General features: G+C 64.8%; 23 protein-coding genes. 11 read left to right on the top strand and 12 right to left on the bottom strand.

What is annotated here, in order from left to right; genetic code table 11:
- Positions 1-3: 3 nt before the first annotated feature.
- Positions 4-789, top strand: a complete 786-nt coding sequence (locus A3E1_RS0109055) for a S1 family peptidase (RefSeq protein WP_020520441.1) — start codon at positions 4-6, stop codon at positions 787-789.
- Here the strand turns inward: A3E1_RS0109055 and A3E1_RS0109050 are convergent.
- Together A3E1_RS0109050 and A3E1_RS0109045 are read right to left on the bottom strand one after the other, a co-directional pair.
- Complete coding sequence (locus tag A3E1_RS0109050; protein WP_020520440.1) at positions 786-1,397, bottom strand: hypothetical protein; 612 nt, start codon at positions 1,395-1,397, stop codon at positions 786-788. The genes A3E1_RS0109055 and A3E1_RS0109050 overlap by 4 nt on opposite strands.
- Positions 1,394-2,353, bottom strand: a complete 960-nt coding sequence (locus tag A3E1_RS0109045) for a hypothetical protein (RefSeq protein WP_020520439.1) — start codon at positions 2,351-2,353, stop codon at positions 1,394-1,396. Before A3E1_RS0109045 ends, A3E1_RS0109050 begins: the two co-directional genes overlap by 4 nt.
- Positions 2,354-2,413: 60 nt before the next feature.
- Between A3E1_RS0109045 and A3E1_RS44580 the strand changes: the two genes are divergently transcribed.
- Entirely contained in the window at positions 2,414-2,845 is a 432-nt protein-coding gene (locus A3E1_RS44580) for a DUF1801 domain-containing protein (protein ID WP_020520438.1), read from the top strand.
- Here A3E1_RS44580 and A3E1_RS0109035 read toward each other — a convergent pair.
- Genes A3E1_RS0109035 through A3E1_RS0109015 form a run of 5 tightly spaced genes read right to left on the bottom strand, consistent with a single transcriptional unit; the run spans position 2,831 to position 10,050 of the window.
- On the bottom strand, positions 2,831-3,916 hold the full coding sequence (locus tag A3E1_RS0109035) for a uroporphyrinogen-III synthase (protein WP_020520437.1): 1,086 nt from the start codon (positions 3,914-3,916) through the stop codon (positions 2,831-2,833). The two genes, A3E1_RS44580 and A3E1_RS0109035, sit on opposite strands and share 15 nt — an antisense overlap.
- Positions 3,913-4,239 (bottom strand): nitrite reductase small subunit NirD, encoded by a 327-nt coding sequence (gene nirD / locus A3E1_RS0109030; protein WP_020520436.1) that lies wholly within the window; start codon positions 4,237-4,239, stop codon positions 3,913-3,915. Before nirD ends, A3E1_RS0109035 begins: the two co-directional genes overlap by 4 nt.
- Positions 4,236-6,659 carry a nitrite reductase large subunit NirB gene (gene nirB, locus A3E1_RS39575; RefSeq protein ID WP_040390633.1) on the bottom strand — a complete coding sequence of 808 codons (2,424 nt, stop codon included), beginning with the start codon at positions 6,657-6,659 and terminating at the stop codon, positions 4,236-4,238. The genes nirD and nirB overlap by 4 nt, the downstream gene beginning before the upstream one ends.
- Positions 6,659-8,035, bottom strand: a complete 1,377-nt coding sequence (locus A3E1_RS0109020; RefSeq protein ID WP_020520434.1) for an FAD-dependent oxidoreductase — start codon at positions 8,033-8,035, stop codon at positions 6,659-6,661. The genes nirB and A3E1_RS0109020 overlap by 1 nt, the downstream gene beginning before the upstream one ends.
- Positions 8,032-10,050, bottom strand: a complete 2,019-nt coding sequence (locus A3E1_RS0109015; RefSeq protein ID WP_051104909.1) for a molybdopterin oxidoreductase family protein — start codon at positions 10,048-10,050, stop codon at positions 8,032-8,034. The genes A3E1_RS0109020 and A3E1_RS0109015 overlap by 4 nt, the downstream gene beginning before the upstream one ends.
- Positions 10,051-10,287: 237 nt before the next feature.
- On the opposite strand from A3E1_RS0109015, the gene A3E1_RS0109010 reads away from it, so the two are divergent.
- Both A3E1_RS0109010 and A3E1_RS0109005 read left to right on the top strand, forming a co-directional pair.
- Positions 10,288-10,548 carry a DUF6364 family protein gene (locus A3E1_RS0109010; protein WP_026208249.1) on the top strand — a complete coding sequence of 87 codons (261 nt, stop codon included), beginning with the start codon at positions 10,288-10,290 and terminating at the stop codon, positions 10,546-10,548.
- Positions 10,532-10,825 carry a type II toxin-antitoxin system PemK/MazF family toxin gene (locus tag A3E1_RS0109005; protein WP_020520431.1) on the top strand — a complete coding sequence of 98 codons (294 nt, stop codon included), beginning with the start codon at positions 10,532-10,534 and terminating at the stop codon, positions 10,823-10,825. The genes A3E1_RS0109010 and A3E1_RS0109005 overlap by 17 nt, the downstream gene beginning before the upstream one ends.
- 4 nt (positions 10,826-10,829) lie before the next feature.
- On the opposite strand, the gene A3E1_RS0109000 is transcribed toward A3E1_RS0109005, so the two are convergent.
- Together A3E1_RS0109000 and A3E1_RS0108995 are read right to left on the bottom strand one after the other, a co-directional pair.
- The gene (locus tag A3E1_RS0109000; protein WP_020520430.1) at positions 10,830-11,318 is read right to left on the bottom strand and encodes a MarR family winged helix-turn-helix transcriptional regulator; all 489 of its coding nucleotides are present in this window, start codon (positions 11,316-11,318) and stop codon (positions 10,830-10,832) included.
- Positions 11,319-12,130: 812 nt separating this feature from the next.
- Positions 12,131-13,426 carry an MFS transporter gene (locus tag A3E1_RS0108995; RefSeq protein ID WP_020520429.1) on the bottom strand — a complete coding sequence of 432 codons (1,296 nt, stop codon included), beginning with the start codon at positions 13,424-13,426 and terminating at the stop codon, positions 12,131-12,133.
- 210 nt (positions 13,427-13,636) lie between these two features.
- On the opposite strand from A3E1_RS0108995, the gene rplM reads away from it, so the two are divergent.
- The 3 genes from rplM to glmM all read left to right on the top strand — a co-directional run bounded on the left by rplM (position 13,637) and on the right by glmM (position 16,025).
- Positions 13,637-14,080, top strand: a complete 444-nt coding sequence (gene rplM / locus A3E1_RS0108990) for a 50S ribosomal protein L13 (RefSeq protein WP_020520428.1) — start codon at positions 13,637-13,639, stop codon at positions 14,078-14,080.
- A gap of 20 nt (positions 14,081-14,100) precedes the next feature.
- A complete protein-coding gene (gene rpsI / locus A3E1_RS0108985) occupies positions 14,101-14,589 on the top strand; it encodes a 30S ribosomal protein S9 (protein WP_020520427.1) in 489 nt (162 codons plus the stop codon).
- A gap of 92 nt (positions 14,590-14,681) precedes the next feature.
- Positions 14,682-16,025, top strand: coding sequence for a phosphoglucosamine mutase (gene glmM, locus A3E1_RS0108980; RefSeq protein WP_020520426.1), 1,344 nt, complete (start codon positions 14,682-14,684; stop codon positions 16,023-16,025).
- Between the two features lies 1 nt (position 16,026).
- Here the strand turns inward: glmM and A3E1_RS0108975 are convergent, their stop codons facing one another.
- A complete protein-coding gene (locus A3E1_RS0108975) occupies positions 16,027-16,539 on the bottom strand; it encodes a hypothetical protein (protein ID WP_020520425.1) in 513 nt (170 codons plus the stop codon).
- 132 nt (positions 16,540-16,671) lie between these two features.
- Between A3E1_RS0108975 and glmS the strand changes: the two genes are divergently transcribed.
- From glmS to A3E1_RS0108955, 4 genes are all read left to right on the top strand, one after another.
- Positions 16,672-18,528, top strand: coding sequence for a glutamine--fructose-6-phosphate transaminase (isomerizing) (glmS, locus tag A3E1_RS0108970; RefSeq protein WP_020520424.1), 1,857 nt, complete (start codon positions 16,672-16,674; stop codon positions 18,526-18,528).
- Between the two features lie 100 nt (positions 18,529-18,628).
- Positions 18,629-19,288, top strand: a complete 660-nt coding sequence (locus A3E1_RS0108965) for a BON domain-containing protein (protein WP_020520423.1) — start codon at positions 18,629-18,631, stop codon at positions 19,286-19,288.
- Positions 19,289-19,497: 209 nt separating this feature from the next.
- Positions 19,498-19,935, top strand: a complete 438-nt coding sequence (locus tag A3E1_RS0108960; RefSeq protein WP_157631411.1) for a DUF5994 family protein — start codon at positions 19,498-19,500, stop codon at positions 19,933-19,935.
- Complete coding sequence (locus tag A3E1_RS0108955) at positions 19,932-21,044, top strand: glycosyltransferase (protein WP_020520421.1); 1,113 nt, start codon at positions 19,932-19,934, stop codon at positions 21,042-21,044. Before A3E1_RS0108960 ends, A3E1_RS0108955 begins: the two co-directional genes overlap by 4 nt.
- Here the strand turns inward: A3E1_RS0108955 and A3E1_RS0108950 are convergent.
- Positions 21,034-24,099 (bottom strand): BTAD domain-containing putative transcriptional regulator, encoded by a 3,066-nt coding sequence (locus tag A3E1_RS0108950; RefSeq protein WP_020520420.1) that lies wholly within the window; start codon positions 24,097-24,099, stop codon positions 21,034-21,036. The genes A3E1_RS0108955 and A3E1_RS0108950 overlap by 11 nt on opposite strands.
- Before the next feature lie 258 nt (positions 24,100-24,357).
- On the bottom strand, positions 24,358-25,773 hold the full coding sequence (locus tag A3E1_RS0108945) for a bifunctional ADP-dependent NAD(P)H-hydrate dehydratase/NAD(P)H-hydrate epimerase (protein WP_020520419.1): 1,416 nt from the start codon (positions 25,771-25,773) through the stop codon (positions 24,358-24,360).
- Positions 25,774-25,800: the final 27 nt, after the last annotated feature.

Raw genomic sequence — 25,800 nt, 5'->3', positions numbered from 1 at the left:
AATGTGCGTCTATTTGCGGTAGCAGTCATCGCCGGTGCGCTCCTGTTCAGCGCACCGGCCACGGCCAAACCTGGAATACAGGTTGTTGGCGGCGAGGTAAGCCAGGACAAGTACCAGTGGATCGTCTCGATTGAAGGCACGCCGCAGCGCGGCGGCCAGCCGGCTCACGTCTGTGGCGGATCCCTGATCGCCGCCCGCTGGGTGCTGACCGCGGCACACTGCCTCGACCTCGCGCAGAGCGCGGGCTATCCGGTGCGTATCGGTGACCGCGACGCGGTGGCAGTCAAGGCGCGGCAAGGGATTCGCCATCCGGCCTATGACCCGCTGACGCTGAGCAACGACATCGGACTGCTCGAACTAGCCGAGCCGGTCACCGGCATCACGCCGGTCGCGTTGCAGAACTTCGACATGTGGGAGACCGCCGCGGCGCGCACCCTTGGCTGGGGTGTCCACGACAACGTGACCGCTGACGGCTCCACGCAACTGCGCCAGGCCGACAGCGAAGTGATCCAGCCAGCCAGTTGCGCCTGGGCGGCGGGTGTCTTTCACGCCGACCAGATGTACTGCTTCTCTTCGGAACGGGGATCGCCTTGCCTGTTTGACTCGGGTGGCCCGGTGCTCAGCAAAGACCCGGCGACGAGCCGCTGGCGGCTGACCGCGATCGTCGCGGGCGGCGACACCTACTGTCCACACGGGACGGACTACCCGTGGTTCGGCATCAACGTCGGCCAGTTCCGCAGCTGGATCACCTCGATCACGGGACTGCTGCACGCACCCGGGCCGTTCTAGACAAACGTGAACATGCGCTCGCCGGCCTGCAATGCCAAAGCGGGCCGACGCAAGCGATGCACCCCAACACCGGTGATGAAGCCGGGTTCGGAGAGCCAGATCTCTTCGAACCCGGCTTCTTCGAACTCGGTCGAAATCCACGGCACCGCATCGGGCGCCTCCCGATGGCGGGTCCAGATGACGAAGCCATCTTCGCGGCACAGCTGAGCACAGAAAGCGATGGTGCGCTTGATGTCCGCGTCGCTGATGTTGCCGAAAACCCCGCACATCAACAGCAGATGGGCCGGGGCACGCCCGGCGTAGACATCGGTCAGCCCCGCGTCTCCGGTTAGGACGGTCACTCCGCCGGGGGCGTGCTCACGGGCGATGGCCGCGTTGCGCTCATCTAGCTCGACGAGGAGCGCCTGCACATCGCCAGCTCGTGGGTGCCCGTCGAGAGCGCCGATCAGGTCGCGGCCTTGGCCGGCGCACACGCTGATGACGCTCAGCGGACCGGGCGGCAGTGCGTCAAGCGCTGACCGGATCTGGTCGCGCACGTGCGCTAACCGTTGCGTCAGCGTGCTTCCCGGACGGTCATAGGCGTCATGCCAAGCGTGCCAGTCGGTCATGCCAGTCCGTTCGATGCCGAGCCGGATGCTCCAGCGTCGTCCGCTCCCGGCCTGCCGGCCGCCGAACCGCCAGCGGTGGGACGCGTCACCACAGGGCCCGGTGGCACGTAGCGCGTGGACGCGGGGCGCGGCAGGAAGGCGATGATGGCGGCCGGGATCAGCCCAGCGACCACGGCGATCATCGCGCCGAGGTACGCGTCTGCTTGGTACGACACGTCTTTGGGCCCCGGCCCACTGAGCAGATAGGCGATCGCGATGAGCAGCGGACCGGCGGCTCCCGAAAGCGCCACCTGAATCCGCGGGCGGCTCTTGAGGTGACCCGTTAGCGCCACGATGATGCCGAGGGCGACCGCCAGCGCCGGCATGCTGAACGAAGCACGCGGGATCGGTTGCAGCGCACCGATATCGAGCACCCCTAGGCGCACGCGTTCGAGGTAGAGCACGCTCGTCCACGTCGCCGAGTCCACAAACGACACGATCGCCAGCACCCACGCCGCGACCGTGAACACGATCAGGCTGGTGCTCATCGGCGGAAACGCGACCGTCAACGCGGCCAAAGCGATGCCAGAAGCGACGGCCGCCGTGACCAAGATGCCCACGGTTACCGCAGGGATGGTCGCCGATAACTTCGCGTTAATGGCTGGGTAAACGGTCAGCGGAACCATCGCGAAGAACACGCCGAGCCCCGAGGCCACGGCCGCGACGACGCGCACCATCACCCCACCGCGCCAGTCGACATGCTTGGCGCGATTGACCGCGAAAGCTGCCCCGGCCACGACGGCGACCAGCGTGAAGAAGGCGATCCAGGTCAGCTGAAGGGCCCACTCCTCCTCCGCGTTGGCGAAGTTGCGGTCGAGCTTGACCATTCCCAATCCGTAAACCACACCTAGCTGACCGGCGGCGGCGAGTGCGCCAGCGCCAAAACCTGCTCCGAAGACGCGCAGCCAGAACCTCACGCCGGCAGGCTACAAGCTATTTGGCGGCACGTCGACACCAACCGCGTTTACCCTGAAGGCATGGCCGAGGCGGCGGGCGTCATCAACCGCGCTGGCCCGCGCGATAAGGAGACGTTCGATAGCGTTGTCGCGGGCTCGCCAGGCGACATCCAGGAAGTCGCTCACGCCGTACGCAACCTTGTCTATGAGGTTCTTCCCAAGACCGTCGAGGTCGTCTGGCCCAAGCAAGGGTCCGTCGGGTGGGGGATCGGGCCGAAGAAGTTCAGTGAACAGTTCGCCTATTTGATGCCGTTCAAAGGACACGTCACGCTCGGATTCTATTACGGCGGCGAACTGCCCGATCCGGCCGGTCTGTTGCCCACTTCAGGCGGCAAGCAGGTGTCCGGGCGCCTTTCGATGCGCAGCCTGAAGCTCAGCACTGTCGCCGAGGTGAAACAGCCCGCGCTCAAGAAGCTGCTGCAAGCGGCCGTTAAGCACCTAGTCGACCGGTAACCGGTAGCCGCGCTTCACCACCGTCTGGACGAATCCAGGATCGCCAAGCCCGGCCCGCAACCGGGCGACAGCCATTTCGACCGCGTGTTCATCAGCGCCGCGGGGAAGCGCCGGCAAAAGCGATGCCCTGGACCTAACCTTTCCTGGTACTGCCGCGAGCGCGCGCAAAACCGCCATCGGTGCCGGAGCTAGTGGCCGCAGCTCGCCGTCGACGATGGCCGCGTGACCGCGCATGACGAGTTCGTGCCCGGCGACGTTCAGCGACACGGCCCGTTGCGGCAACTCATCGACGATCGCCCGCACGAGGGCACCGAGCCGGGCCCGCGCCGGGGCGACGACCGGAATCCCCTGCCGGATAAGCGGTGCCGCGGTCACGGGTCCGACACAAGCCGCCAGCACGTCGGAGCGCATCGCGTCGAGCATGCCGTCGGCACCTGTGCCAGCAGCGGCCAGCAATGCCGCGACCGCCGGCGCACTCGTGAAGGTGATGGCGTCCACAAGACGTGAGGACACGAGGTCCACCAAACGGTGCAGTGGTGCGGAATCCAGTGGGGGAGCCCACCGGTACACAGGCACCTCAATGACCTCGGCGCCTGACGCACGCAAAGCGGCGGAGAACTCGGGCTGCTGCTCGCCGTGCAACTGAACGGCGATCACCTGTCCGCTGACCCCGCGGCGCAGCAGGTGTGCCAGGCACTCATCGCAACTTTCCGCGTCAGGCGACCACTGGTCCTGCAACCCCGCCGCGCGCACGGCACCGCGCGCCTTCGGCCCACGCGCGACGATGTAGGCGTCGCCGAGCACCATCCTGAGTGGATCGGCCAGTCCCCAGCCCTCGGCGGCCTCAAGCCAGCCGCGCATGCCGATGCCGGTATTGGCGACCACGACATCGGGCGGGTTATCGAGGCACTGCCGAGTCGCCTCGCGCAGTTGAGAATCATCGTGCAACGGAACGATTCGCAAGGCCGGGGCGATGACCACTCGTGCACCCCGCCGCTCCAGCAACGCGGCGAGTTCGTCGCGGCGCCGGTCAGCGGTCACGCCCACGGTATAACCACTTAGTTCGCTCATGTGCTCAGCGCCACTTCGACGATGCCATTTTCACAGCGCACCGGGAACGTCGGCAGGCGAACCCCTGGCACATCAAGGCATTCGCCCGTGCGCAGATCGTAAACCTGTTTGTGCAAAGGCGACGCCAGCGTGGGGGTCTCGCCACGGGTGCCCACGATTCCCCGTGACATCACCTGCGCGCCCGCGAACGGATCCTTGTTGCCGACCGCGAAAAGGGCGCCGTCATAGGTTTTGATGAGTGCGATCTGCATGTCGTCCACAAGCGCGGCGACGCCCCGCTCCGGCTGGATTTTCTCTACTGTGCAAACGGAAAACCACTTCATGACGGCACCTTCTGTCCACGTTCGACAATGAATTTGAGGGAGGGGTCGGCGACATCGGGCGCGTTGACGAAGGACACGAACCGTTCCAGGCGCGCCGGGTCGTCGATCGTCGCCTTCCATTCGTCGGCATAGGACGCCACGTGGCTGGCCATCATCGCGTCGAGCTCTTCGCACAGCCCGAGCGAGTCGTTGATGATGACGTCGCGCAAGTGCTCCAGCCCACCGTCGAGCGACTCGATCCAGGAAGCGGTGCGCTGCAAGCGATCCGCCGTGCGGACGTAGTACATCAGGAACCGGTCGATCGCCCGGATCAGCTCCTCCGTCGAGACATCAGTGAGGAACAGGTCGGCGTGCCGGGGGCGGAACCCGCCGTTGCCGCCGACGTAAAGGTTCCAGCCGTGCTCGGTGGCGATGATGCCAAAGTCTTTGCTGCGGGCTTCGGCGCACTCGCGGGCGCAACCGCTCACGGCTGACTTGATTTTGTGCGGTGCCCGCAGGCCCCGGTAGCGCAACTCAAGATCAACAGCAAGACCAACACTATCTTGTACGCCGTAACGGCACCACGTCGAGCCAACGCAGCTCTTCACCGTGCGAAGGGCCTTGCCGTAGGCGTGACCGCTCTCAAAACCCGCCTCCACGAGACGGCGCCAAATCTCGGGCAACTGCTCAACACGAGCGCCGAACAGGTCAATCCGTTGCCCGCCAGTGATTTTGGTGTAGAGCCCGAAGTCGCGTGCCACTTCACCGATGACGATCAGCTTGTCTGGCGTGATCTCACCGCCGGGAATCCGGGGCACCACCGAATACGTCCCGTCACGCTGAATGTTGGCGAGGAAGTGGTCGTTGGTGTCCTGCAGTGCCGCTTGCTCGCCATCGAGAATGTATTGCCCCGTCAGCGTTGCCAGAATCGACGCGACGGCGGGCTTGCAGATGTCGCAGCCACGGCCGGTGCCGAAGTCACCGATCAGTGCGTTGAACGAGGTGATGCCCCGCACCTTGATGATGTCGAACAGTTCCTGCCGCGAATAGGTGAAGTGCTCACAGAGCGCCTTCGACTGCTTGACCCCTGCCTCGTTCAGCAGTTGCTTGAGCAGCGGAACGCAAGAGCCACAACCGGTTCCGGCCTTGGTGCAGGTTTTGAGCCCCGGAACATCCGTGCAGCCCGTGCTTATCGCTTCGGTGATGTCGGCCTTCGTGACCGCGTGACAGGAACAAACCTGAGCTGTCTCTGGCACGCCGACGCTCTGACCACTGAGGATGGACAGCGGTGTGGCCGGCAGCGGGCCGCCGAGGGAGGCGCGCAGCGCCGGATAGGCGGCCGCGTCGCCAACGAGGATGCCGCCCAGGAGCGTCTGCGCGTCGTCTGTCAGCAGGAGTTTCGCGTACACCCCGTTCACCTGATCGGACAGCACGACATCGAGACCTTCGCCGAACGGGCTGCCGAAACTAGCCACGTCGACGCCCAGGAGCTTGAGTTTGGTGGAGGTGTCTGGCGTGGTCATCGTCGCCTGACCGCCACACAGCCGGTCGGCGACCACTTCAGCCATCGCATAGCCCGGTGCCACGAGCCCATAACAGACACCCCCGAGCGACGCACACTCTCCGATCGCGTAGATGTCGGGGTCTTCCGTGCGGCAGGCGTCGTCTACGGCGTACCCGCCGCGCGGCCCCTTCGCGAGATCGGTGATCTCGTCACGGGGCCGGATGCCGGCCGCGATGACGACGACGTCAGCTTGCATCGTGCCGCCGTCGGCGAAACCCATCTCGGTCTCGGTGATCGAGGCACAGGCCCGTCCAGTGTGGACAGTTACGCCAAGCGCTTCGATGTGCCGCTTGAGAACAGCGCCACCGCCCTCGTCGATCTGCATGGGCATCAGCCGCGGCGCGAACTCCACGACATGCGTTTGCAGGCCGAGACCCTTCAGTGCGTTGGCCGCCTCCAGCCCGAGCAGCCCACCACCGAGCACGACACCCCGGCGCACGCTTTCCGCCAGCGCTTTGCCTTCACTTGATAGCGGCGCCGGAAGAAGTGCTTGCGCGAAATCCTTGATGGCAGCAAGGTCTTCGATCGTGCGGTAGACGAAGACGTGGGACAGATCCTTACCAGGAATCGGTGGCACGAACGCCTTTGAACCGGTAGCCAGAATCAAAGTGTCATAAGGGATGTGGCCGTTGACGAGTTTGCGTTCCCGGTCAACCGACGTGACCGGGTGCCCGAGCCGCACGTCGACTCCTGCCGGAGCGCCCCCGAGATCCAGGTCGGTTCCTTCGAACCATGACGTCAGCCGCACCCGGTCATAGGCTGAGCGGGTTTCTTCGCCCAGCACCGTGACGTGCCAGTCCTGGATGCCGCGCTCCGACAGCGCCTCAAGAAACCGTTGTGCCACCATGCCGTATCCGGCCACAACTAGTCGTTTCATTACGCCGCCACCAGCCAATCCACTATTCCGCTAACCGCGTCCTTACAGCTGCCGCAGCCGGTCGTGGCACGGGTTCCGGCGATGACCCCGTCTAGGCTGCGCGCCCCATCGCGCCAGCACCTAACCAGCTGTCCCTTGGTCACCGTGTTGCACTGACACACCGTCGCCGCGTCCGGCATGAGCGCTGGACTGTCCACTTTGGCCGGCTCACCGCCAAAAGCCCGCCCGAGCAACAGCGCCCGGCGGTCACTCGGCACGGCCGCCCGGCGATCGAAAAGCTGAATGACCTGACCGACCGACGGGTTGTCGCCGAGGAGCACCGCTCCCGTGAGCTTGCCGTCGCGGATCACCAGCCGCGCATACGTTCCGCGGGCGGGATCGGTGAAACTGAGCTCTTCGTCAGCGCTGTCGAGGCTGCCCATCGCCGCCAAGTCGATGCCGTCAGCCTTAAGCCTGGTAATGGGTTCGGGTGCCAAGTACACGGCCGCGTCGTCACCGTCGAGGCGCCTGGCGAGCACGCGTGCCTGCTCCCACGCCGGGGCGACCAGTCCGCCAACGGTGGCGCCAAACTGAGCACAGTCCCCGATCGCGCTGATGTGCGGGTCGCTTGTGCGCAACCGGTCGTCCACGACGATTCCGCGGTCAACGGTCAGTCCTGCCTCGCGCGCCAGTGTCGTCTCCGGACGGACACCACACGCCACAACCAACAGGTCCGCCGTGAGCACCCGCCCATCACTGAGCGTCAAGCTCGCCGCGTCTTCCACGCTTTCCGGGCGGACCGACGCCGACACGGCCGCCGCGGAAAGGTGGACGGTGATACCGAGGCCGTCGAGGGTGCGTTCGAGAACCCGCGACGCGCCTGGGTCGAGCTGCCGCTCCATCAAGTGGCCGACCGCGTGCACGACCTCGACCCGCAAGCCGCGTAACGCCAGTCCCCGTGCGGCCTCCAGCCCGAGCAAACCTCCGCCAAGGACGATCGCTGAGGCTGCCCCTGACGCCGCGGAGACGATCCGTGAGCAATCGTCGAGCGTGCGAAACGTGAACGCGGCGTCCAGCCCGGGCAGCGGCGGCACTAGCGCTTGCGAGCCGGTGGCCAGGACCAAGTGGTCGTAGGGGAAGACTTCGTCCACAGTGGACACTGTTCGCAGTACCGGGTCGATGTTTGTCACGGCCACGCCGGTGCGGGCCTTCGCGCCGCGGGTCAGCAGAGCGACATCGCCCGACTGGTACTTCCCGGCAAGCACCGACGACAGCAGAATCCGGTTGTACGCCGGGTGCGGCTCCGCGCCCAGGACGGTGACTTCGTGCTCCGAAAGCGATAGCTCATCGGCTAGCCGTGCACCGGCCATGCCATATCCGACAACGACGATCCTCATACTCGCTCCACCCTGACCGCGCAGACTTTGAATTCCGGCATCCGGGAGATCGGGTCCAACGCGTCAACGGTGAGCGAATTGGCGCGCCCGGCTCCGGGGTAGTGAAACGGGGCGAAGATGGTGTCCTGCCGGATCGTGGGTGACAACCGCACAGGGGCGTCCATGCTCCCGCGGCGGCTGATCACCCGCACCATCTCGCCTTCGGCGAATCCAAGATCGGGGTGCAGCTCGACGAAAACCTTGCCGGGCAAGATGCGGCGCGTCTGAGCACCAGACTGGTACTGCGCCAGCACCCGGCCGGTCGTGAGATAGAGCGGAAACTCAATGGATATCTCTTCGGCCACGGGCCGGTGCTCGACGGCCACGAAGTTGGCGCGGCCGGAGGCGGTCGGGAACGTTGATTCGAAGAGCCGCGGCGTGCCAGCCCGGTCCACTGCGGGGCAGGGCCAGAAAACGCCGTCCTCGGCGTCAACCCGCTCCCAAGTGACGCCTGCGTAATCGGCCACCCCTCCAGCGGTGGCGCGCCGCAGCTCTTCGAAGACGGTGTGCGGCTCGGAATCGAACCGCACACCGCTGCCAAGCCGGGAGGCCAGCTCGGCAATCACCGCCAGATCCGTCCCTATCCCCGGCGGTGGTCTGCGGAGAGCGCGCCTGCGCAGGACGCGACCCTCCAAATTAGTCATTGTGCCGTCTTCTTCCGCCCATTGTGTTACGGGGAGGACAACATCTGCGATCGCGGCTGTTTCACTGAGGACAAAATCACACACAACAAGCAGATCGAGACTCTTCAATCGTTGTGTGACGTGCCCGGCGTTCGGCGCCGACACGACGGGGTTGGAACCGAACACCAGCAGGGCTTTCGTGCTTGTCCCGAGGGTGTCGAGCAACTCGTAGGCGGACACTCCCGCCCCCGGAATGTCCCCGGAATCCATGCCCCAGATCGCGGCCATGTGCTCACGGGCGACCGGATCGTCAATTTTCCGATAGCCGGGAAGCTGATCTGATTTTTGGCCGTGCTCGCGGCCGCCCTGTCCGTTGCCCTGCCCAGTGAGACAGCCATAGCCCGACCCGGGACGGCCCGGCAAACCAAGCGCCAGGGCGAGATTGATGAACGCGGTGACCGTGTCGACGCCTTTGCTGTGCTGCTCCGCCCCGCGCGCGGTCAGGATGATCGACCGTCCGCGCGCTAGCGACCGTGCCGTGAACTCCAAGTCGCTTACCGGTACCCCCGTGATTTGCTCCACCCGGGCGGGCCAATAGGCCGAGGCCGAGGCGCGGACCTGATCCCACCCGGTCGTCCGTGCGTCCACATAGGACTGGTCGACCAGTCCTTCAGCGATGACGATGTGCAGGAGTCCCAGTGCCAAAGCGAGATCGGTGCCAGGGGTCGGCTGCAGATGCAACGTGCCGGCGCGCGCGGTCGCGGTGGCCCGTGGGTCGACGACGATCTGGACGCCACCGTCTTGGCGCTGTTCCGTGAGATAGCGGGCGAAGGGCGGCATCGTCTCGGCGACGTTGGCTCCGACGACCAAAAGCGTGTCAGCCGTGGAGATGTCAGCCATCGGAAACGGGAGCCCGCGGTCGATCCCGAAGGAGCGATTGCCAGCGGCCGCGGCCGAGCTCATGCAAAACCGGCCGTTGTAGTCGATGTTCCGTGTGCGTAAAGCCGCTCGAGCGAACTTGCCGAGCTGATAACACTTCTCGTTGGTCAGCCCGCCGCCGCCGAACACTGCCACGGCGTCGCGGCCGTGCGAAGACTGAATGTCCACAATTTTGCTGACGATCAGTGCGTAGGCCTCATCCCACGTCGCTGGCTCACCGTTGATCAGCGGAGTGCGCAGCCTGTCCGGGTGATCCAGAAGCTCCGCTGACGTCCAGCCTTTCTGGCATAGGCCGCCCCGGTTTGTCGGAAAGTCCCGCGCGCCTACCTCCACCTTGCCGCTGGGCAGCTCGCGCAGCGTCATCCCACACTGCAAAGCGCAGTAGGGACAATGCGTTGCGACTGCTAGGGCCATGCGAACAAGCGTGTGGGTAGTCGGTTTCGCCTGCGCGTCCCATGTGTTTCAGGAGTGATACGTGGCCCGCACGTTCGACCGGCGTCGTTGTGCCCGAACGGAGGAGGCCCCACATCTTCACAAACGGTCATGAGCAACTTACTGTGGGTGAAAGGGTGCGAAATCACTCACGCTTGTGGTGGAGATGGCACGTAGAAAGGGATGACCAATGGTCATACCGAGCGTAATCTTCTCAGCATGACTGCCAAGGTGACCCTGTCCTTCACGGACGAAACTATCGAAGATGCGCGGCGTTACGCCGAGCGGGACGGCATGTCGCTGTCAGCCTGGATAGATCAGGCAGCTCGGGAGAAGGCGCTGCGCGAACTCTTCAACGCACATGCCGATGTGGTTCGGCGTGCCGGTCATGACCGGCTGGAAAAGCATGCGCTCGACGACGCGCGTGAAGTAGAGATGGTGCGCTCGGAGTTCCGGGGGCGGCGTGCTGCGCAGAGGTGAAATCTGGCGGATCGAGGGGGCCCGGGAGCGGCTCGGCCTCGTAATCAGCTCTGATGTCTACAACAGCACCGATGTTCCTATCGTGCTCGTAGCAGAGGTGGTCGAGGAAGAAGAGCTTCGCGACTCCCCGCTGGCGGTGCCAATGGGTGAGTTGATCATTATGCCCGACCGGGTCTCTTCCCCGATGAAGCGCTGGTTTACCGACATGGTGGAAGTGGCTGACACGGACACGATGAACCGAGTCGGGCGGGCCCTGCGCATCATCCAGGATCTGTAAACCCTTAAAGATCCGCCTCTTCGGCCTTTGGGCAGCGTGAACGGAGATCTTCCGCCATTGGGGCGAAGATCTCCGTTAATGTTTGAACCTGCTCCGGATTCAGCCGGTCAATGAAATAGGCGCGCACCAGATCGACATGGTTCGGCGCGACCCGCTGGATCGTCTCCCAGCCCTTTTCCGTCAGCACAGCGAACTGTCCCCGCCGGTCTCCCGGGCAGCTCTCCCTGGCCACCAGCCCAGCCCGCTCCATCCGCGTGATCTGGTGCGACAGGCGGCTTTTCTCCAGCAGCGTTCCCTTGGCTAGCTCCCACATGCGCAGGCGCTTCCCCGGCGCCTCGGACAGGTGCACCAGCACCTCATAGTCAGAGCTCGACAGCCCATCGCGTTGGTGACCCTTTTCCAGCTCCAGCATGAGCAGACGGTTAGCGGCCAAGAAAGCCCGCCACGCGGTCTGCTCGGCTTCCGTTAGCCAGCGGGGGGTGGTTTGGGTCATGACATCCACTCTAAAGGGAGTTTCCCCATACCCACGATGGTGTGCGCCCCCAGGAAATCCCTTCTCCGCCTGCCAACATTGGTCACGGACAGTATTTGTGTTCTGCATCACGGATTTACCTTCGGCCATAAGACCATTTATGTCCGATCACCGCCGTGGTCCCGGCCGTCCCTCCCGTGAGGCCGCCACCTCCGCGCTTCCCCGGCCAACCCCGCTTCTACCCACCTCTTCGCCCCGATGCCGCGCTCCCTCGCCGTTCCCGCCCGGCTTCCCCACCGCTCCCGCCCCGGCTTCCCGCCGCCTCCGCTCCTTTGCTTGCGCCGCCTCCGCTTCTTTGCTTGCGCCGCCTCCGCTTCTTTGCTTGCGCCGCCTCCGCTTCTTTGCTTGCGCCGCCCCGCTTCCGCGCTAGCGCGGCCCGCTTCGGCTCCCGCCCGGCTTCCCGCCACCCCGCCCTGCCTCCACTTTCGCGTCGGCTTTCGGGGCCACCCGTTTCGCCCCTGTTTCTTTGCCGGGCGCCTTCCTCCGAGCCCCCTTTTCGTGCCACAGCCGGTCAGACGTGATCCACAGGCGGTTTGATCACGTCTCTAGGGCTGTGGATCACGGGAATGGATGTGGATCACGATGAAGACCGCCGCCGTGACGAGAAATGGGAAACGCCGATGGGATGTGGATCAGCTTGGCTGATCCACATCCCAAAAGGTGTGCCCAGTCCGCCTATGGATCACCCTTTTTCGGGCTGTGGATCACGCCAGAAGATCCAATCGACGCGAGCCATGAAACGCAACGGGCGGAAAGTGGAGCGCGGGAGTGTCCTAAACGGACGCGTGGGCGAGGCTGGGGACCTGTGCGATGAGGACCCGCCTACGGAGGTAGCAGAACCACGTCACGGTCAGGCAGGCCACGTATAGAACGGCGAACCACGTGAACGCTGTCCCGATGCCACCGGTGGCCTTGATCGAGTCGCTGATCGCTCGCGGGAGGTAGAAGCCGCCGAGGGCGCCGACCGCTCCGGCGATGCCGAGGGTTGCCGCTGACTCGCGTTTGGCGGTGGCCAGATCAGGTGACTTGGCCGCGAAGATCGCCGGGATCATGCGGTACGTAGACCCGTTGCCAGCTCCAGCGGCGGTGAACAGCAGCCAGAAGCACAGCAGGAACAAGGGCATTGAGTGCGCGGCAGTGGAAGCGACCACGCCGTAGGACCCGAGTCCCATGATGACGAAGCAGACCGCCGTCACCCGGGCGCCGCCAACGCGGTCTGACAGCCAGCCGCCCAGCGGCCGGGCGAGCGAGCCGATCAGTGGGCCGGTGAAGGCCAGCGTAATGGTGGCCGTGGCGCCCAGTTTCCAGACGGGAGCCTCCGGGAACTGGAGTTTGAGCACCAGCGGGAACGCAGCCGAGTACCCCAGAAAAGAACCGAATGTTCCGATGTAAAGGAAAGACATGATCCACGTGTGGGTCCGTTTGACGGTCGCGAACTGGGCCTTCAAGGGCGCACGGGTCACGGCGAGGTTGTTCATGAAGAAGTAGGCACAAACGGCGGCACCGATGATGAAAGGCAGCCACATCAGCCCGGCGTAGACGAGACCTGCCGAGATCGCCAGCGGTACGAAGAACTGCATCGTGGAGATGCCGATGTTGCCGCCGGCGGCGTTGAGTCCGAGCGCGGTGCCTTTTTCCTTCTCGGGGAAGAAGAAGGAGATATTAGTCATCGATGAGGCGAAGTTCCCGCCGCCCAGGCCCGCTAGCGCGGCGCACGAAAGCACCACCCAGTAGGGAGGCTGTGCTGAGACGGCATAGATCAGCCCACTGACCGGCAGCAGGAGGAACAGCGCGCTGACGACCGTCCACGTGCGGCCGCCGAAACGGGTCACCGCAAACGTGTAGGGGATGCGGATGAGGGCGCCAATGAGGTTTGGCAGGGCGACGAGCCAGAACTTCTGGTCGAGCGTGTAAAGCGGGAGAGCGACCACGACGACGCTCCACAACGTCCACACTGAGAAGCCGATATGCTCAGCGAAGATTGAAAAGATCAGGTTGCGCCGGGCGATCCGCCGGCCAGTCTGTGCCCAGAAGGTGGCGTCTTCGGGATCCCAGTGCGTGATGGTCATAGTGGCGATCGTGCTTCTGGGACATTGCCGGTATGTTCCGTGATCTGTACCGGCTACGTGAAAACCACATCACAGCGTGCCACCGGTATGCTGTGAGGCGGGCCTCCTCACCCCGGTTTTGCTCTATTTCCGGCTCCCGGGTATCGTGGTCTGCTGTTGCGTTTGCGCAACCTTTCTTCTTCATGTCCGACGAAAAGACAAGGCAAACCTGTGCGTACGTTCAGCCCGAAGCCGGGTGACATCGAGCGTCAGTGGCACGTCATCGACGCTTCTGACGTCGTGCTGGGCCGGCTCGCCTCCCACGCCGCGACTTTGCTCCGCGGCAAGCACAAGCCCACTTTCGCGCCGCACGTTGACACGGGCGACTTTGTGATCGTCATCAACGCTGCCAAGGTTGCCCTGACCGGCAACAAGCGCGCGACCAAGTTCGCCTACCGCCACTCGGGTTACCCGGGCGGTCTGCGTGCGACCTCCTACGAGGAACTGCTCACCAAGAACCCCGAGCGTGCAGTTGAGCTCGCGGTTAAGGGCATGATCCCTCACAACAAGCTCGGCCGTCAGGTCATCGGCAAGCTGAAGGTCTACGCCGGTGCCGAGCACCCGCATGGCGCTCAGCAGCCGAAGCCGTTCGAGATTAAGCAGATCGCGCAGTGAGCGCGGGCGAAGGAAACACCATGACCGACACTGCTGTCCCGTCCCCGGCGGCCGTCGCCGAGGCCGCTTCCGAGACCGTCGCGCCCGCGCCAGCGGCCAAGCCGGCTCCTAAGTTCCGTGGCGAGCGCCCGATCCAGACCGTTGGCCGCCGCAAGGAAGCCGTCGTCCGGGTCCGCTTGATGCCCGGCACCGGCAAGATCACGTGCAACGGCCGTGAGCTTTCCGAATACTTCCCGAGCAAGGTCGCGCAGCAGTCGGTGCGCGAGCCGCTCGTCATCGCCGAGAAGGCCGAGCAGCTCGACGTTGTCGCCAACCTGCGTGGCGGTGGCATCACCGGCCAGGCTGGTGGCCTGCGCCTGGCCATCGCTCGCGCGCTCTGCGAGCTCGAGATCGACGACCGTCCGGCGCTGAAGAAGGCCGGCTTCCTCACTCGGGACGCACGGGTCAAGGAAAGCAAGAAGTACGGTCTCAAGAAGGCCCGTAAGGCTCCGCAGTACTCGAAGCGTTGATCTTCAACAGCTAGCACATCAGCCGGGTTTCCCCGCACCTATGGGGCAGCCCGGCTGTTTGCACTCACCCCGGCGAACAGGAAGGTGCGGCAATGGGTCGTCTCTTTGGGACAGATGGCGTACGAGGCCTGGCGAACGCCGATCTCAGCCCTGAGCTGGCGATGTCCATCGCGATGGCAGCCGTGCGCACGCTGGCCAAAGACCGCACCGAGGCACCGCTCGCCTTAGTTGGCCGCGATCCGCGGGCGAGCAGCGAGATGCTGGAAGCCGCCGTGATCGCCGGGCTCGCGAGCGCTGGGGCCAACGTCGTACGCGTCGGTGTCCTGCCGACGCCCGGGGTGGCGTTCTTGACCGCTGAGGTGAAAGCCGACCTGGGCATCATGTTGTCGGCGAGCCACAATCCCATGCCGGACAACGGAATTAAGCTCTTCGCGCCCGGTGGGCACAAGCTTACTGACGAGGTCGAGGACGCGATTGAAGCGCTCCTGAAGACAAAGAACGACGGCTGGACCAGGCCGACCGGTGCGCGGATCGGTCGCGTGCACGAGTTGATGGACGGCCACGAGCACTATCTCGCGCACCTGGTCAACGCCGCGTCACACCCGCTCACTGGGCTAAAGATCGTGCTTGACTGCGCCAACGGTGCGGCGAGCGAGATCGGCCCTGAGGTGTTCCGTCAGGCGGGCGCTGAGGTTATCGCGATCCACGCCGAGCCCGATGGCCTGAACATCAACGACAACTGTGGCTCGACCCATCTCGACTCCATCAAGGCTGCCGTGCTGGAGCACCAGGCTGATTTCGGGCTGGCCGTTGATGGTGACGCTGACCGCTGTCTGGCGATCGCGCACGACGGGTCCGAAGTTGACGGCGACCAACTGATGGCGATCCTGGCGCTGGCGATGAAAGAGGCCGGCACGCTGACGGAGGACACGCTCGTCGCGACGGTCATGAGCAACCTCGGGCTGAAGATCGCGATGCGGGAAGCCGGGATCACGCTGGTTGAGGCGAAGGTCGGTGACCGTTATGTGCTCGACGAGTTGCGGGGCCGCAATCTGGCGCTGGGCGGCGAGCAAAGTGGCCACGTGGTGATGCCTGCTTTTGCGACGACCGGCGACGGCGTGCTCTGTGGGCTGATGGTCGCCTGCAGGATGGCAGCGACCAGCAGCAGCCTCAAAGACCTGGCTGGCGTCGTCAAGAAGCTGCCGCAGGTGATGATTAACGTCCGTGTAGGCGACAAGAAGGTCGCGAGCGCAGCGAGCGTCCTGGCCGCCGTGAACGCGGCTGAGGCACAGCTTTCCGGTTCGGGACGGGTGCTGTTGCGTCCGTCGGGGACCGAGCCGCTGATCCGGGTGATGGTCGAGGCTGGCACCGAGGACGAGGCGATGAAGATCGCCGAAGGGCTCGCCGCCGAGGTGCGGTCAGCGAGCCCGGCCTAAATCACTTCGATACGTAGACGAAACTGCACGTCAGCGTCTTGCTGGAGAATTTGGCTGTCTTCTTCTCCACGCCGTCGATAAAGATCTTGCAGGTGTCGGGCTTGGCGTCGGCACCCTTGGGGACCGCGATGACCTGTGCGCCAAAGTTTGGCGCGTCAAGGACGAACTCCTTCGACCACGGCAGGTCGACTTCGCCGTTGCCCTGGCCAACGTGCACTTCAGCCCAGATCAGCGTGGCTTTGCCGGTGCCGGTCACCTCATAGCGAACCGTATGTGTCGAGCCGGTGCCACCACCGGTCGGGAAGTTCGTGGGGAAGTCGGTCGGGATGTTGTCGACGATGTCTTCGGCCGTTTCCTTGGCCCACCACAGTGAGTATGCGGCGAATCCGGCACAGCCCAGGCAAACCAGGAGCACAACGGCGAGAATCGCGATGATGATCGGTGTCGCTTTGCTTTTCTGCACCACAGGGGGCTGTGGCTGGAAGGGAGGTTGCTGCGGAGGGGGGTAGCTCATGCGCGCATCCTAGGAACTGCCAGCCCTCATGTCCCTGACCTGTCGGAAAGCGGATCACGGCATACCAGTGCGCAATCTCTCTGCTTGAAAGTTAGGCTTTCACGCACGGGCTTTGCGCGATATGGTGCCTGCATGTGTGGAATCGTGGGTTACGTAGGCGGGCAGACCGCACTCCAGGTCGTGCTCGACGGACTCAGGCGGCTGGAATACCGCGGCTATGATTCAGCCGGGGTGGCGATCCTTACCGAGGACGAGATCCGCCTCGCCAAGAAGGCCGGCAAGCTGTCCAATCTGGAGAAAGAACTCCAGGAGCGCGGAGACCAGGTCATGGCGGCCGGCAACTGCGGCATCGGGCACACCCGCTGGGCCACGCATGGCGGGCCGACCGACCGTAACGCGCATCCCCACTTGTCCGCCGATGGACGTGTCGCCGTCATCCACAACGGCATCATCGAAAACTTCGCCAAACTGCGTGCCGCCCTTGAGGCTGAAGGCATCGAGTTCCGCAGCGACACCGACACCGAGTGCGTGTCCCACCTGCTTTCCCTCGAACTGCGCAAGACCGATGACCTCGCCGCCGCGATGCGCAACGTCTGCACGACGCTCGAAGGTGCCTTCACGCTTTTGGCCGTCGATACCCGTACCCCCGGAAAGGTTGTCGGGGCCCGGAGAAACTCGCCGCTGGTGGTGGGCCGCGGACAGGGAGAAAACTTCCTCGCCAGCGACGTCAGCGCTTTCATCGCGCACACCAGGGACGCGATCGAGCTGGGCCAAGACCAGGTGGTGCTGATTACGGCCGATTCCATTGAGATCACAGACTTTTCGGGGGTACCGGTGGAAGGCCGCCCCTATCACGTGAACTGGGATTTGGCGGCGGCAGAGAAGGGCGGCCACGAGTGGTTCATGTTCAAGGAGATCGACGAGCAGCCGCGTGCCGTGGCCGACACACTGCTGGGCCGCGTGGGTGAGCACGGCGAGATTCTGCTCGACGAGGTTCGCTTGACGGATCAGGATTTGCGCGACATCGACAAGGTGTTCATCGTCGCGTGTGGCACGGCTTATCACGCGGGTCTCGTGGCCAAATACGCCATCGAGCACTGGACACGGATTCCGTGTGAGGTCGAGCTCGCGAGCGAATTCCGTTACCGGGACCCGGTTTTGGACCGGTCCACGTTGGTCGTCGCGATTTCGCAGTCGGGTGAAACGATGGACACGCTGATGGCCTTGCGGCACGCGAAGGATCAGAAGGCACGGGTCCTCGCGATCTGTAATACCAACGGTTCCACGATTCCGCGCGAGTCTGACGCGGTGCTCTACACGCACGGTGGGCCGGAAATCGCTGTCGCCTCAACGAAGGCGTTCCTCACCCAGCTGGCCGCCTGCTTCCTTGTCGGGCTGCATCTCGCGCAGGTGCGCGGGGTTAAGTACGCCGATGAGGTTGGGGCCGTGGTGGATCAGCTGCGCGCGATGCCGGAACTCATCAAGAAGGTTCTGTCCGAAATGGACGCTGTCCGCGAACTGGCGCGTTCGCTGGCTGAAGAGAAGACATTTATCTTCCTGGGACGTCACGTCGGGTACCCGGTGGCGCTTGAAGGAGCCTTGAAACTCAAGGAACTCGCCTACGTGCACGCGGAAGGTTTCGCGGCGGGTGAGCTAAAGCACGGCCCGATCGCGGTGATCGACCAAGGGACTCCCGTGGTTTGCATCGTTCCGTCACCCGCTGGGCGCGGTGTCCTGCACGACAAAATCGTTAGCAACATTCAGGAAGTGCGCGCCCGTGGCGCCCGCACGATCGTCATCGCGGAAGAGGGCGACGAAGCTGTCGTGCCCTACGCCGATCACCTGATCCGGGTGCCGCGGACGCCAACGCTGCTGGCTCCTTTGGTGACAACGGTTCCGATGCAGGTGCTGGCCGCCGAGATCGCGCACACGCGCGGCTTCGACGTCGACCAGCCGCGTAACCTCGCCAAGTCAGTCACCGTGGAGTGACGGGCGTTTTCATCCTATAAAGGGATATCTGAAAAAGATTTCTTTGTTTTGTGGGCATTGGCGCTGGCGGATTCACGCTGGCAGGTCCACTGTTGCGCTTGTGACGCAAACACTGCACCAACGCGATCAAGACTTGCACGACGCCATCACCGAGGAGCTGCATTACGACCCCAGGGTCGACGCCGCGAACATCACCGTCCAGGTGAACGACGGGGCGGTGCGGCTCTCGGGTGAGGTGGCGAGCTTGCCACAAAAGCTAGCCGCGAGCCGGTCCGTCATGCGCGTTCGTGGGGTTAGGGCCGTCGCTGAGACGATGACGGTGAGTGTCGCCGGTGCGAGCGATGACGATTTGGCACGCCTGGCAAGCACGATGCTGACCTGGTCGGCTGACGTGCCAAGGGATTCGGTGAAAGCTGAGGTCCGCAACCACGTCATCACCCTGACGGGAACCGTTGCCTGGCAATATCAGCGCGACGCCGCGGTTCGTGTGGTCATGAACCTGCGCGGGGTTACCGCCGTAAACAACCAGATCGTCCTGCACCAGCCAGAGGGAACAGTATCGGCGGCAGAGGTGATCACTTCAGCGCTGAGCCGCAATGCCTTGATCGACCCAAAAGCGATCGTGCTTGAGGTCGACGGGAGTGAAGCGGTGCTCAGCGGCGAGGTGAATTCGCATGCGGCCGCGAGGCAAGCTGAGCACGCGGCGTGGGCCGCGCCCGGCATCACACGGGTCCGCAACGAACTCATAGTTGTCATCTGAGGCGTTAACCGCCGGTGAGGCGCGGGCGATGGCTCGCTAGCCCCTGGGGGCTGTGGCCAGCGCCACTTAGGCGCTGGCCGCGCTCGTGAAGCCAGCATTGGCACGGGCCAGATGCCAGCTTTCGCGTGTCTGAGGGCTACGATGAAGGCATCCGGGAGACGACATCGCCACTCAAGGTGCCAGCCAAGCCGGCTCTGCGAGGAGTTGCGATGTCAAAGCCTTATTATTCGCCGAATCTGATGATTCTCGTGCCGGCGACCGCACGCGGTGTGACCCAGCGTCTGTGGCTAGCCTCGACAAGTGTCCACAGTGGAATGCTTGATGGAGCATGGTGGCCGCGGTCTAGGAACGCCATAGCGGAGCTTCCCGGTCTGCTCGCGATCCTTGATGGTGCTCGCGGTTGCGTGATTCGCTTGGCTTTGTCCGCCGATGGCTGGGAGAACCATCCTCGCCGGTTACCCGTGGCGGGCCGGTCGCCTTCTATCGACTACTACGCGACGCAGCCCACGTCACTGCTGACCGCGAGTTGCGCTGACGGTGACCGAATCGATCTGCTTGTGGTGCCACCCGACACTGACCCGGGTGACGCGCATGCCGCCATGATGATGGTGGCTGGCAGTTCCAACCGCCTGGTCGCGCCACGATGAACGTTGGCCTCCTGAGCACTTACCCGCCAACGCAATGCGGTCTCGCCGAGTTCTCGTCTTCGCTGCGCGAGGGTCTTCTTGCCGGCCAGCCCGGTCTGCAAGTGGACATCGTCCGGATTGGACACACCGCGCCGTCGGAGCACGATGAGGATGTCGTGCACGTGCTGATGTCTGAATCCGAGGCGGAAAGTCTCGATGCGGCAAGGGTTCTGAACAAGTTTGACGTGGCGATCATCCAGCATGAGTACGGCATCTACGGCGGAGCCGATGGCGATCAGGTGCTCGACATCGTGGAAGCGCTGCACGTTCCTGTGGTTGTCGTGGTGCACACGGTTCTCGCGCAACCCACGCCACACCAGCGTTTTGTGCTGGAGGTGCTGACCCAGTCGGCCGACGCCGTGGTGACGATGTCGCAAACCGGCCGGCGCCGGTTGCTCGACTACTACCGGGTCGATCCACGCAAGCTGCTGCTCATCCCGCACGGGGCTCCCGCTTCAGCACCCTCGCGGCGAGCGTCAGCGCCCCGGCTGCGGCCGGTGATCCTCACGTGGGGATTGCTGGGCCCGGGCAAGGGAATCGAATGGGGCATCAAGGCATTGTCCGCTATGGACATCCGGCCCCAGCCGACCTATGTCGTTGCCGGGCAGACACATCCGAAGGTCGCCGCCCGCGATGGCGAACGCTATCGCGACTCGCTGATCGAACGAGCTGAACGCCAAGGCATCCCGCATCTCGTGCAGTTTGAGCCCGGCTTCATCAGCATGGAACGCCTGCACGTGCTCCTGCGCGAGGCAGACGTCGTGCTGCTTCCTTATGACTCCCAGGAACAGGTCACTTCAGGGGTGCTCACGGAAGCTATCGCGGCCGGGGTGCCGGTCGTGGCAACGGCTTTCCCGCACGCGGTTGAGCTGCTCGCCGACGATCGGGGCGGACTGCTTGTCCCCCAAGGGGATTCGGCGGCTATCGCGACAGCCCTCACCCGGGTGATCACGGAACCAGGCCTCGCTCAGGAGATGTCGGCGCACAACGCGAGCTTGACGACCTCCGTGATCTGGCCGGCGGTGGCGAGCCAGTACAGGCAGTTGTTCGACTCTTTGCTCAGCTCGTAGCCAGCTCCGCGATTGCCTTGTTCATCTGCTCGATCTCCCGGACGGCGTTGACCCGGCGATAGATGCGCAGAGCGGCACGCGCGTGGGTGAGGGCGTTTTCCGGCTCGCCAACGCGCATGAAATGGCGGTAATAAGCCTCGTGCACGTGCGCGGTGACATCGTGCTGCGAAACCTCGGTCGCCAGCGCGAGCGCCTCGTCGAGGGCAGCACGAGCCTGCGCGGGCGGCCAGATGTCGGCGAGGCGGTGCAGGTTGGTGACGATGCCCGCGCGGTACTTGATGGCTCTGGTCGCCGCCAGGTTCTGCACGAGCAGCTTTTCCGCCTCGGCTGGCAGGCCAAGCTTGGTGTAGACGAAAGCTAGGCCCGAGCTGATCTGTGCGTACTCCCGGCTGGCTGGATCATCGGAAACCAAGCTGAACGCTCGCTCCAAATGCTGTCTCGCGCCAGGAAAGTCGTCGAGATAGGTGCGATGGATAACGCCAAGCGATTGGCGTGCACCAGCTTCGGTGACCGTGTCGCCGAGTTCTTCGCAGATCTCGATGAGCTGTTCGTTGATGGCGATCGCCTCGTCGACTCGCCCGAGCCGCCGCCGATAGAACTGCAAGTGATATAGCATCTGGGCCTCGCCGTGCCGGTCGCCCAGCTGGCGGAAGAGCCCAAGTCCACGCTCAGCGATGACCACCCCATCGGCAAGGCGTGCCAAATGGATGTGTATGCGGGCCGCCGCCTCATGCGCATACGCCAGCGCGAGCGGATCGTCATCGATCGCCATTGCCAGGGCGGCACACTCGCTGTACTCACTCGTGAGGTCTTGCATGATCAGATAGGGCAGGGTCACGTTCATGAGACCGACCGCCAGGCGCGAGTGCCGGTGCCGGATCGCGTAGCGGAAAAGGTCGAGGAGGTTCACCCACTCCCGGGCAAACCACCCGTGCGCGTCGTCTTGCAGCTGGCTCAGTCGCGGTGGCGAAAGGCGTTTGATGCCAAGGGAAGTGGTCTGCAGCCGACGCTTCACGAGCCGCGGGACGGCTTGCTCGGCCAGCCAGAAGTATTGAACCGCGAGGTCGACGGCGACTTCGGCGTCGCCGGGTTCGGCCTTGTCGAGTCCAAACAGCCGCACCAGATCGTGCATCGCGTAATGCTGGTCATGGCGGGCGGTCGATCCGCGTGCGTTCACGAGGTGGGCATTCACTAGTTCGGCGAGCGAAGCGTTGTCGGCGGTCCAATAAGGAATGTCAGTGATGGGCAGATGCGCGAGCGAACGCAACGCTTTCTGTCCCGCGGCGCTCAAGCTGCCATAGGCGGACTCCAGGCTGCTGTTGACCGCGAGTTGCCCGCTGTGCAGCTCGCTGAGCCTGCCGCGCTCATCGCTGAGCACTTCTGCCACTTGCGTGAGTGTCGTCCCCGTGTGGACGCGGCCGGCCGCGACGTTAAGGGCCAGCGGCAAGCCCGCGCACAGCGCCGCTAACCGGGCCGCGGCCGACGGCTCGACGGCCTCGTCGTTCGGCAGAAGCTGGTTGAGCACTGACAGCGATCCGTCCAAAGTGAGCGGTTCCACCCGGTGGCGTGTCAAGGGAAGTTCCGTGAGCGGACTGCGGCTCGTCACGAGCGCGGCGTTGCTGCTGTCAGAAGGCAACAGGGGCAGGAGTTGCATCGCCGACGGAGCATCATCAAGCACGATAAGCACGCGTTTGCCGGCGAGGCTGGTGCGCAACGCGGCCGACCGATCGGCCAAACTGTCCGGGATCTGGGTGACCGGCACCCCCAGCGCGCGCAGGAAGCTGGCCAGAAGGTGCGCGGGGTTGGCTGGCTCGGGCCGCTCGCCTTGCAAGTCAGCGAAAAGCTGTCCGTCCGGGAAGTGGTGCTTGATGCGATGCGCGAGATGCATCGCGAGCGCGGACTTTCCCACGCCCGGCATCCCGTGCAGGACAAGGATTCTTGGCGCTGGAATCTCTCCGGCGCGGGCCGGCCCGGTCAGGTGCGAGATGAGCCGCGCGGTCTCCTCATCACGGCCACCGAACAACGGCGACGCGGCCGGAAGCTGAGCCGGGCGCGGAAGATGCGATAAATCGTTGCTGGGCAACGTGTTTAGCTCAATCAGCTGGCGATAGACACCCTGCGTCTCGGAGGTGGGATCAACACCCAGCTCTTCGCCGAGCCGTTGCGACAGCTCACGATAGATGCCTAGCGCGCGATCCTGTTGACCCGACGCGGACAGGGCGAGCATGAGCCGGGCGTGAATCCCTTCGTGCAACGGTTCCTCTTCGGCGGCTGTCTGCAACCACAGCAGCGCCTGATCGGTCTGCCGGATCTTGGTTGCGGCGTCAGCCAGCCCAAGGGTCGCCGTCACCTTGGCGCGCCGCAACGCTTCCGCACCGGGCCGCCCCGATAGCCGCCCGTCATCGCCCGCGAGCACCTGCCCACGCCAGCAACCCAGGGCCTGCTGCCAAAGCCGCACCGCTTGCGCTGGCTCGGCCGTCTCCGCCTCGGCTGTCAGGCGGCGGAACTTCGCCGCATCCAGCTGATCGTCGGGCAGCGTCAGCCGGTAGCCACGGCCGTTGCTCTGCAGCACCTCGCCCTTCTCCCGAGGCTGGCGATCGGGCTCGATCAGTTGCCGGAGCCGGTTGACATGCAGATGCACCCGATTGCGCCAGCCACTCGGCGGCGTTTCGCCCCAGAGCACCTCGCCGATTTCGTCGAGCGTGACGAACCGGTCGGCTTCCAAAGCCAGCAACCCCAAAATCATTTCGTGGGTACGCGAGGAGAGCTCAAGCGGCACGCCAAGGCGGCTAATCCGCAGGGGCCCGAGGATGCCGACGGAAACTTCCGGTGTTTGCTGCCCGAACAGTTCAGCCCGCTCATCGGGCGACAGGGCGAGCGCGGCGGCCAGTCGCTCCATCGACCCTGGATGCGGCCGGGCGACCTTGTTCTGCTCAATATCGCGCAGCGCCCGCTCACTGATCCCCGCCCGTTTAGCCAGCTCAGGCTGGGTCAATCGAGCACGCTGCCGGAAGGCGCGCACGAGGTCACCACGGACCTTGCCGCTTGCTTCCATGGGGTGGGCTCCTCGCTAGCTGCCGCCGAAACTGCCGGTTGACAGGCTAGCCGCTGCCGCCAAATTCTCACAGACCGTAATTGTGGCCGCTCAGAGGCGGTGTAGTGCACCGGCAGTTTCCCGGTCTGTCGATGAAAGTCGCAGCGCACAGCCGGTTCTTAGGCTGTGGTCCTGCCTAACGGAGGCGCTGCGCGAAACCCCTTCGCAGCGTGGGCAAGAGGACTGCACGGGGAACGGGAAACCGCACCCGGTGCAGTCCTAAAAGTCGTCGAGCAGCTCCGCGAGCGTGGGCCGCAGCGCTTCGGCGACGTCGACCGCCGTGGCCGGGCCACTCAGCGCGGCGAGGTGTCCTGCCTGTCCGTGCACGTAACAGGCCATCACCGCGGCACGAACCGGCGAGATCCCGGCCGCGAGCAGCGAGCCCATCAGCCCGGCAAGAACATCGCCCGTGCCGCCCGTCGCTAGCGAGGCGTGACCGGTCGGGTTCACCCAAGCCTCGCCGCGTGGTGACGCGACAACCGTGCGGTGTCCCTTTAGGACGACGACGGAATTGGTCCAGGCGGCCAGTTTCAGCGCGGCCGCAGGACGGTCAGCCCCGGGGGCTTCCCCGGCCAGCCGGGCGTATTCACGATCGTGCGGGGTGAGGATCGTTGGTGCGTCGCGCCTTCTCAGATGCCCCGACAGCGAACCGTCCACGAGCATCGTGATGGCGTCCGCGTCGAGGACCGCCGGCACCGGTGATGCGATCACCGATCGCAGTTCAGCTTGCGAGGTGTCGTCCGTGCCCAGGCCGCAGCCGCAGACCCAGGCCTGCACGCGCTCGGCGTCGGCCACACGTGGGGCGACGACAACGCTGGGGTGGTGCGCTGACACGAGTTCGTAGGAGCTGCCCGCGTAGCGCACCAGGCCGGCGGGTCCGGCCAGGGCGCCCATCACGGACATGAGGGCGGCTCCTGGGTACCCATATGATCCGGTTGCCAGCCCGACGACCCCGCGCGTGTACTTATCCGAAGTGGAACCGGGCACGGGCCACCAAGCCGCGATATCCGCCGCGTCGGCGATCCGCAACACGGGTGGCGCGTTGAACTCGAGCCCGATATCCACAAGCTCAACTTGGCCGGCGAACTCGGCCGCGGCACCGGTGACGAGCGCCGGTTTCAAGGCCCCGAAAGTCACCGTGATATCGGCTTTCACCGCCGCGCCTGGCACATCACCCGTGTCAACGTCCACTCCGGACGGAACATCAACGGAGATCACCGGTGCTGGGGGCAGCTGTTGCAGCAGCGCGGCCATGTTTTCGCGCAACGGTCCAATAGCGCCGATGCCGACGAGCCCATCGACAATCAGGTCAACATGTTTCGGGAAACTTGGCACGACCCGGCCACCCGCGGCGCGAAACGCCCGGAGCCCATCTTCGTGCGCTCGTCCCGTGAGCAGCGCGCTCACCTGAACGCCCCGCTTAGCTAGCAGCGCACCGGCATACAACGCGTCGCCGCCGTTGTCCCCGGCGCCGATGAGCAGGAGCACCCGCGAGCCATAGACCGGGTTGAGCGACAGCGCACAGCGCCGCGCCAGCCCGACCGCGGCCCGCTGCATCAGCGCCCCTTCGGGCAGCGTCTGCATCAGCCGCTGCTCCGCCGCCCGCACCGCCGCCACTGAATAGACCGGTCTCATGCCGCCTCCCCGCTTCTGGCGCACATC

The sequence above is a fragment of the Catelliglobosispora koreensis DSM 44566 genome, from assembly GCF_000379685.1.
In the GTDB taxonomy this organism is placed as follows: domain Bacteria; phylum Actinomycetota; class Actinomycetes; order Mycobacteriales; family Micromonosporaceae; genus Catelliglobosispora; species Catelliglobosispora koreensis.
This window is presented reverse-complemented; position numbering and strand designations above follow the sequence as displayed.

What these genes read in the sequence shown, in the direction of transcription:
- A3E1_RS0109050 (WP_020520440.1), bottom strand. Translation starts at nt 1,397, where the DNA reads ATGACCGACTGGCACGCTTGGCATGACGCCTATGACCGTCCGGGAAGC.
- glmM (WP_020520426.1), top strand. Translation starts at nt 14,682, where the DNA reads ATGGGTCGTCTCTTTGGGACAGATGGCGTACGAGGCCTGGCGAACGCC.
- A3E1_RS0109020 (WP_020520434.1), bottom strand. Translation starts at nt 8,035, where the DNA reads ATGAGGATCGTCGTTGTCGGATATGGCATGGCCGGTGCACGGCTAGCC.
- A3E1_RS0109035 (WP_020520437.1), bottom strand. Translation starts at nt 3,916, where the DNA reads ATGAGCGAACTAAGTGGTTATACCGTGGGCGTGACCGCTGACCGGCGC.
- A3E1_RS0108950 (WP_020520420.1), bottom strand. Translation starts at nt 24,099, where the DNA reads ATGGAAGCAAGCGGCAAGGTCCGTGGTGACCTCGTGCGCGCCTTCCGG.
- A3E1_RS0109010 (WP_026208249.1), top strand. Translation starts at nt 10,288, where the DNA reads ATGACTGCCAAGGTGACCCTGTCCTTCACGGACGAAACTATCGAAGAT.
- A3E1_RS0108945 (WP_020520419.1), bottom strand. Translation starts at nt 25,773, where the DNA reads ATGAGACCGGTCTATTCAGTGGCGGCGGTGCGGGCGGCGGAGCAGCGG.
- A3E1_RS0108960 (WP_157631411.1), top strand. Translation starts at nt 19,498, where the DNA reads ATGTCAAAGCCTTATTATTCGCCGAATCTGATGATTCTCGTGCCGGCG.
- nirD (WP_020520436.1), bottom strand. Translation starts at nt 4,239, where the DNA reads ATGAAGTGGTTTTCCGTTTGCACAGTAGAGAAAATCCAGCCGGAGCGG.
- A3E1_RS0109015 (WP_051104909.1), bottom strand. Translation starts at nt 10,050, where the DNA reads ATGGCCCTAGCAGTCGCAACGCATTGTCCCTACTGCGCTTTGCAGTGT.
- nirB (WP_040390633.1), bottom strand. Translation starts at nt 6,659, where the DNA reads ATGAAACGACTAGTTGTGGCCGGATACGGCATGGTGGCACAACGGTTT.
- A3E1_RS44580 (WP_020520438.1), top strand. Translation starts at nt 2,414, where the DNA reads ATGGCCGAGGCGGCGGGCGTCATCAACCGCGCTGGCCCGCGCGATAAG.
- glmS (WP_020520424.1), top strand. Translation starts at nt 16,672, where the DNA reads ATGTGTGGAATCGTGGGTTACGTAGGCGGGCAGACCGCACTCCAGGTC.
- rpsI (WP_020520427.1), top strand. Translation starts at nt 14,101, where the DNA reads ATGACCGACACTGCTGTCCCGTCCCCGGCGGCCGTCGCCGAGGCCGCT.
- A3E1_RS0108955 (WP_020520421.1), top strand. Translation starts at nt 19,932, where the DNA reads ATGAACGTTGGCCTCCTGAGCACTTACCCGCCAACGCAATGCGGTCTC.
- A3E1_RS0108975 (WP_020520425.1), bottom strand. Translation starts at nt 16,539, where the DNA reads ATGAGCTACCCCCCTCCGCAGCAACCTCCCTTCCAGCCACAGCCCCCT.
- A3E1_RS0108995 (WP_020520429.1), bottom strand. Translation starts at nt 13,426, where the DNA reads ATGACCATCACGCACTGGGATCCCGAAGACGCCACCTTCTGGGCACAG.
- A3E1_RS0109000 (WP_020520430.1), bottom strand. Translation starts at nt 11,318, where the DNA reads ATGACCCAAACCACCCCCCGCTGGCTAACGGAAGCCGAGCAGACCGCG.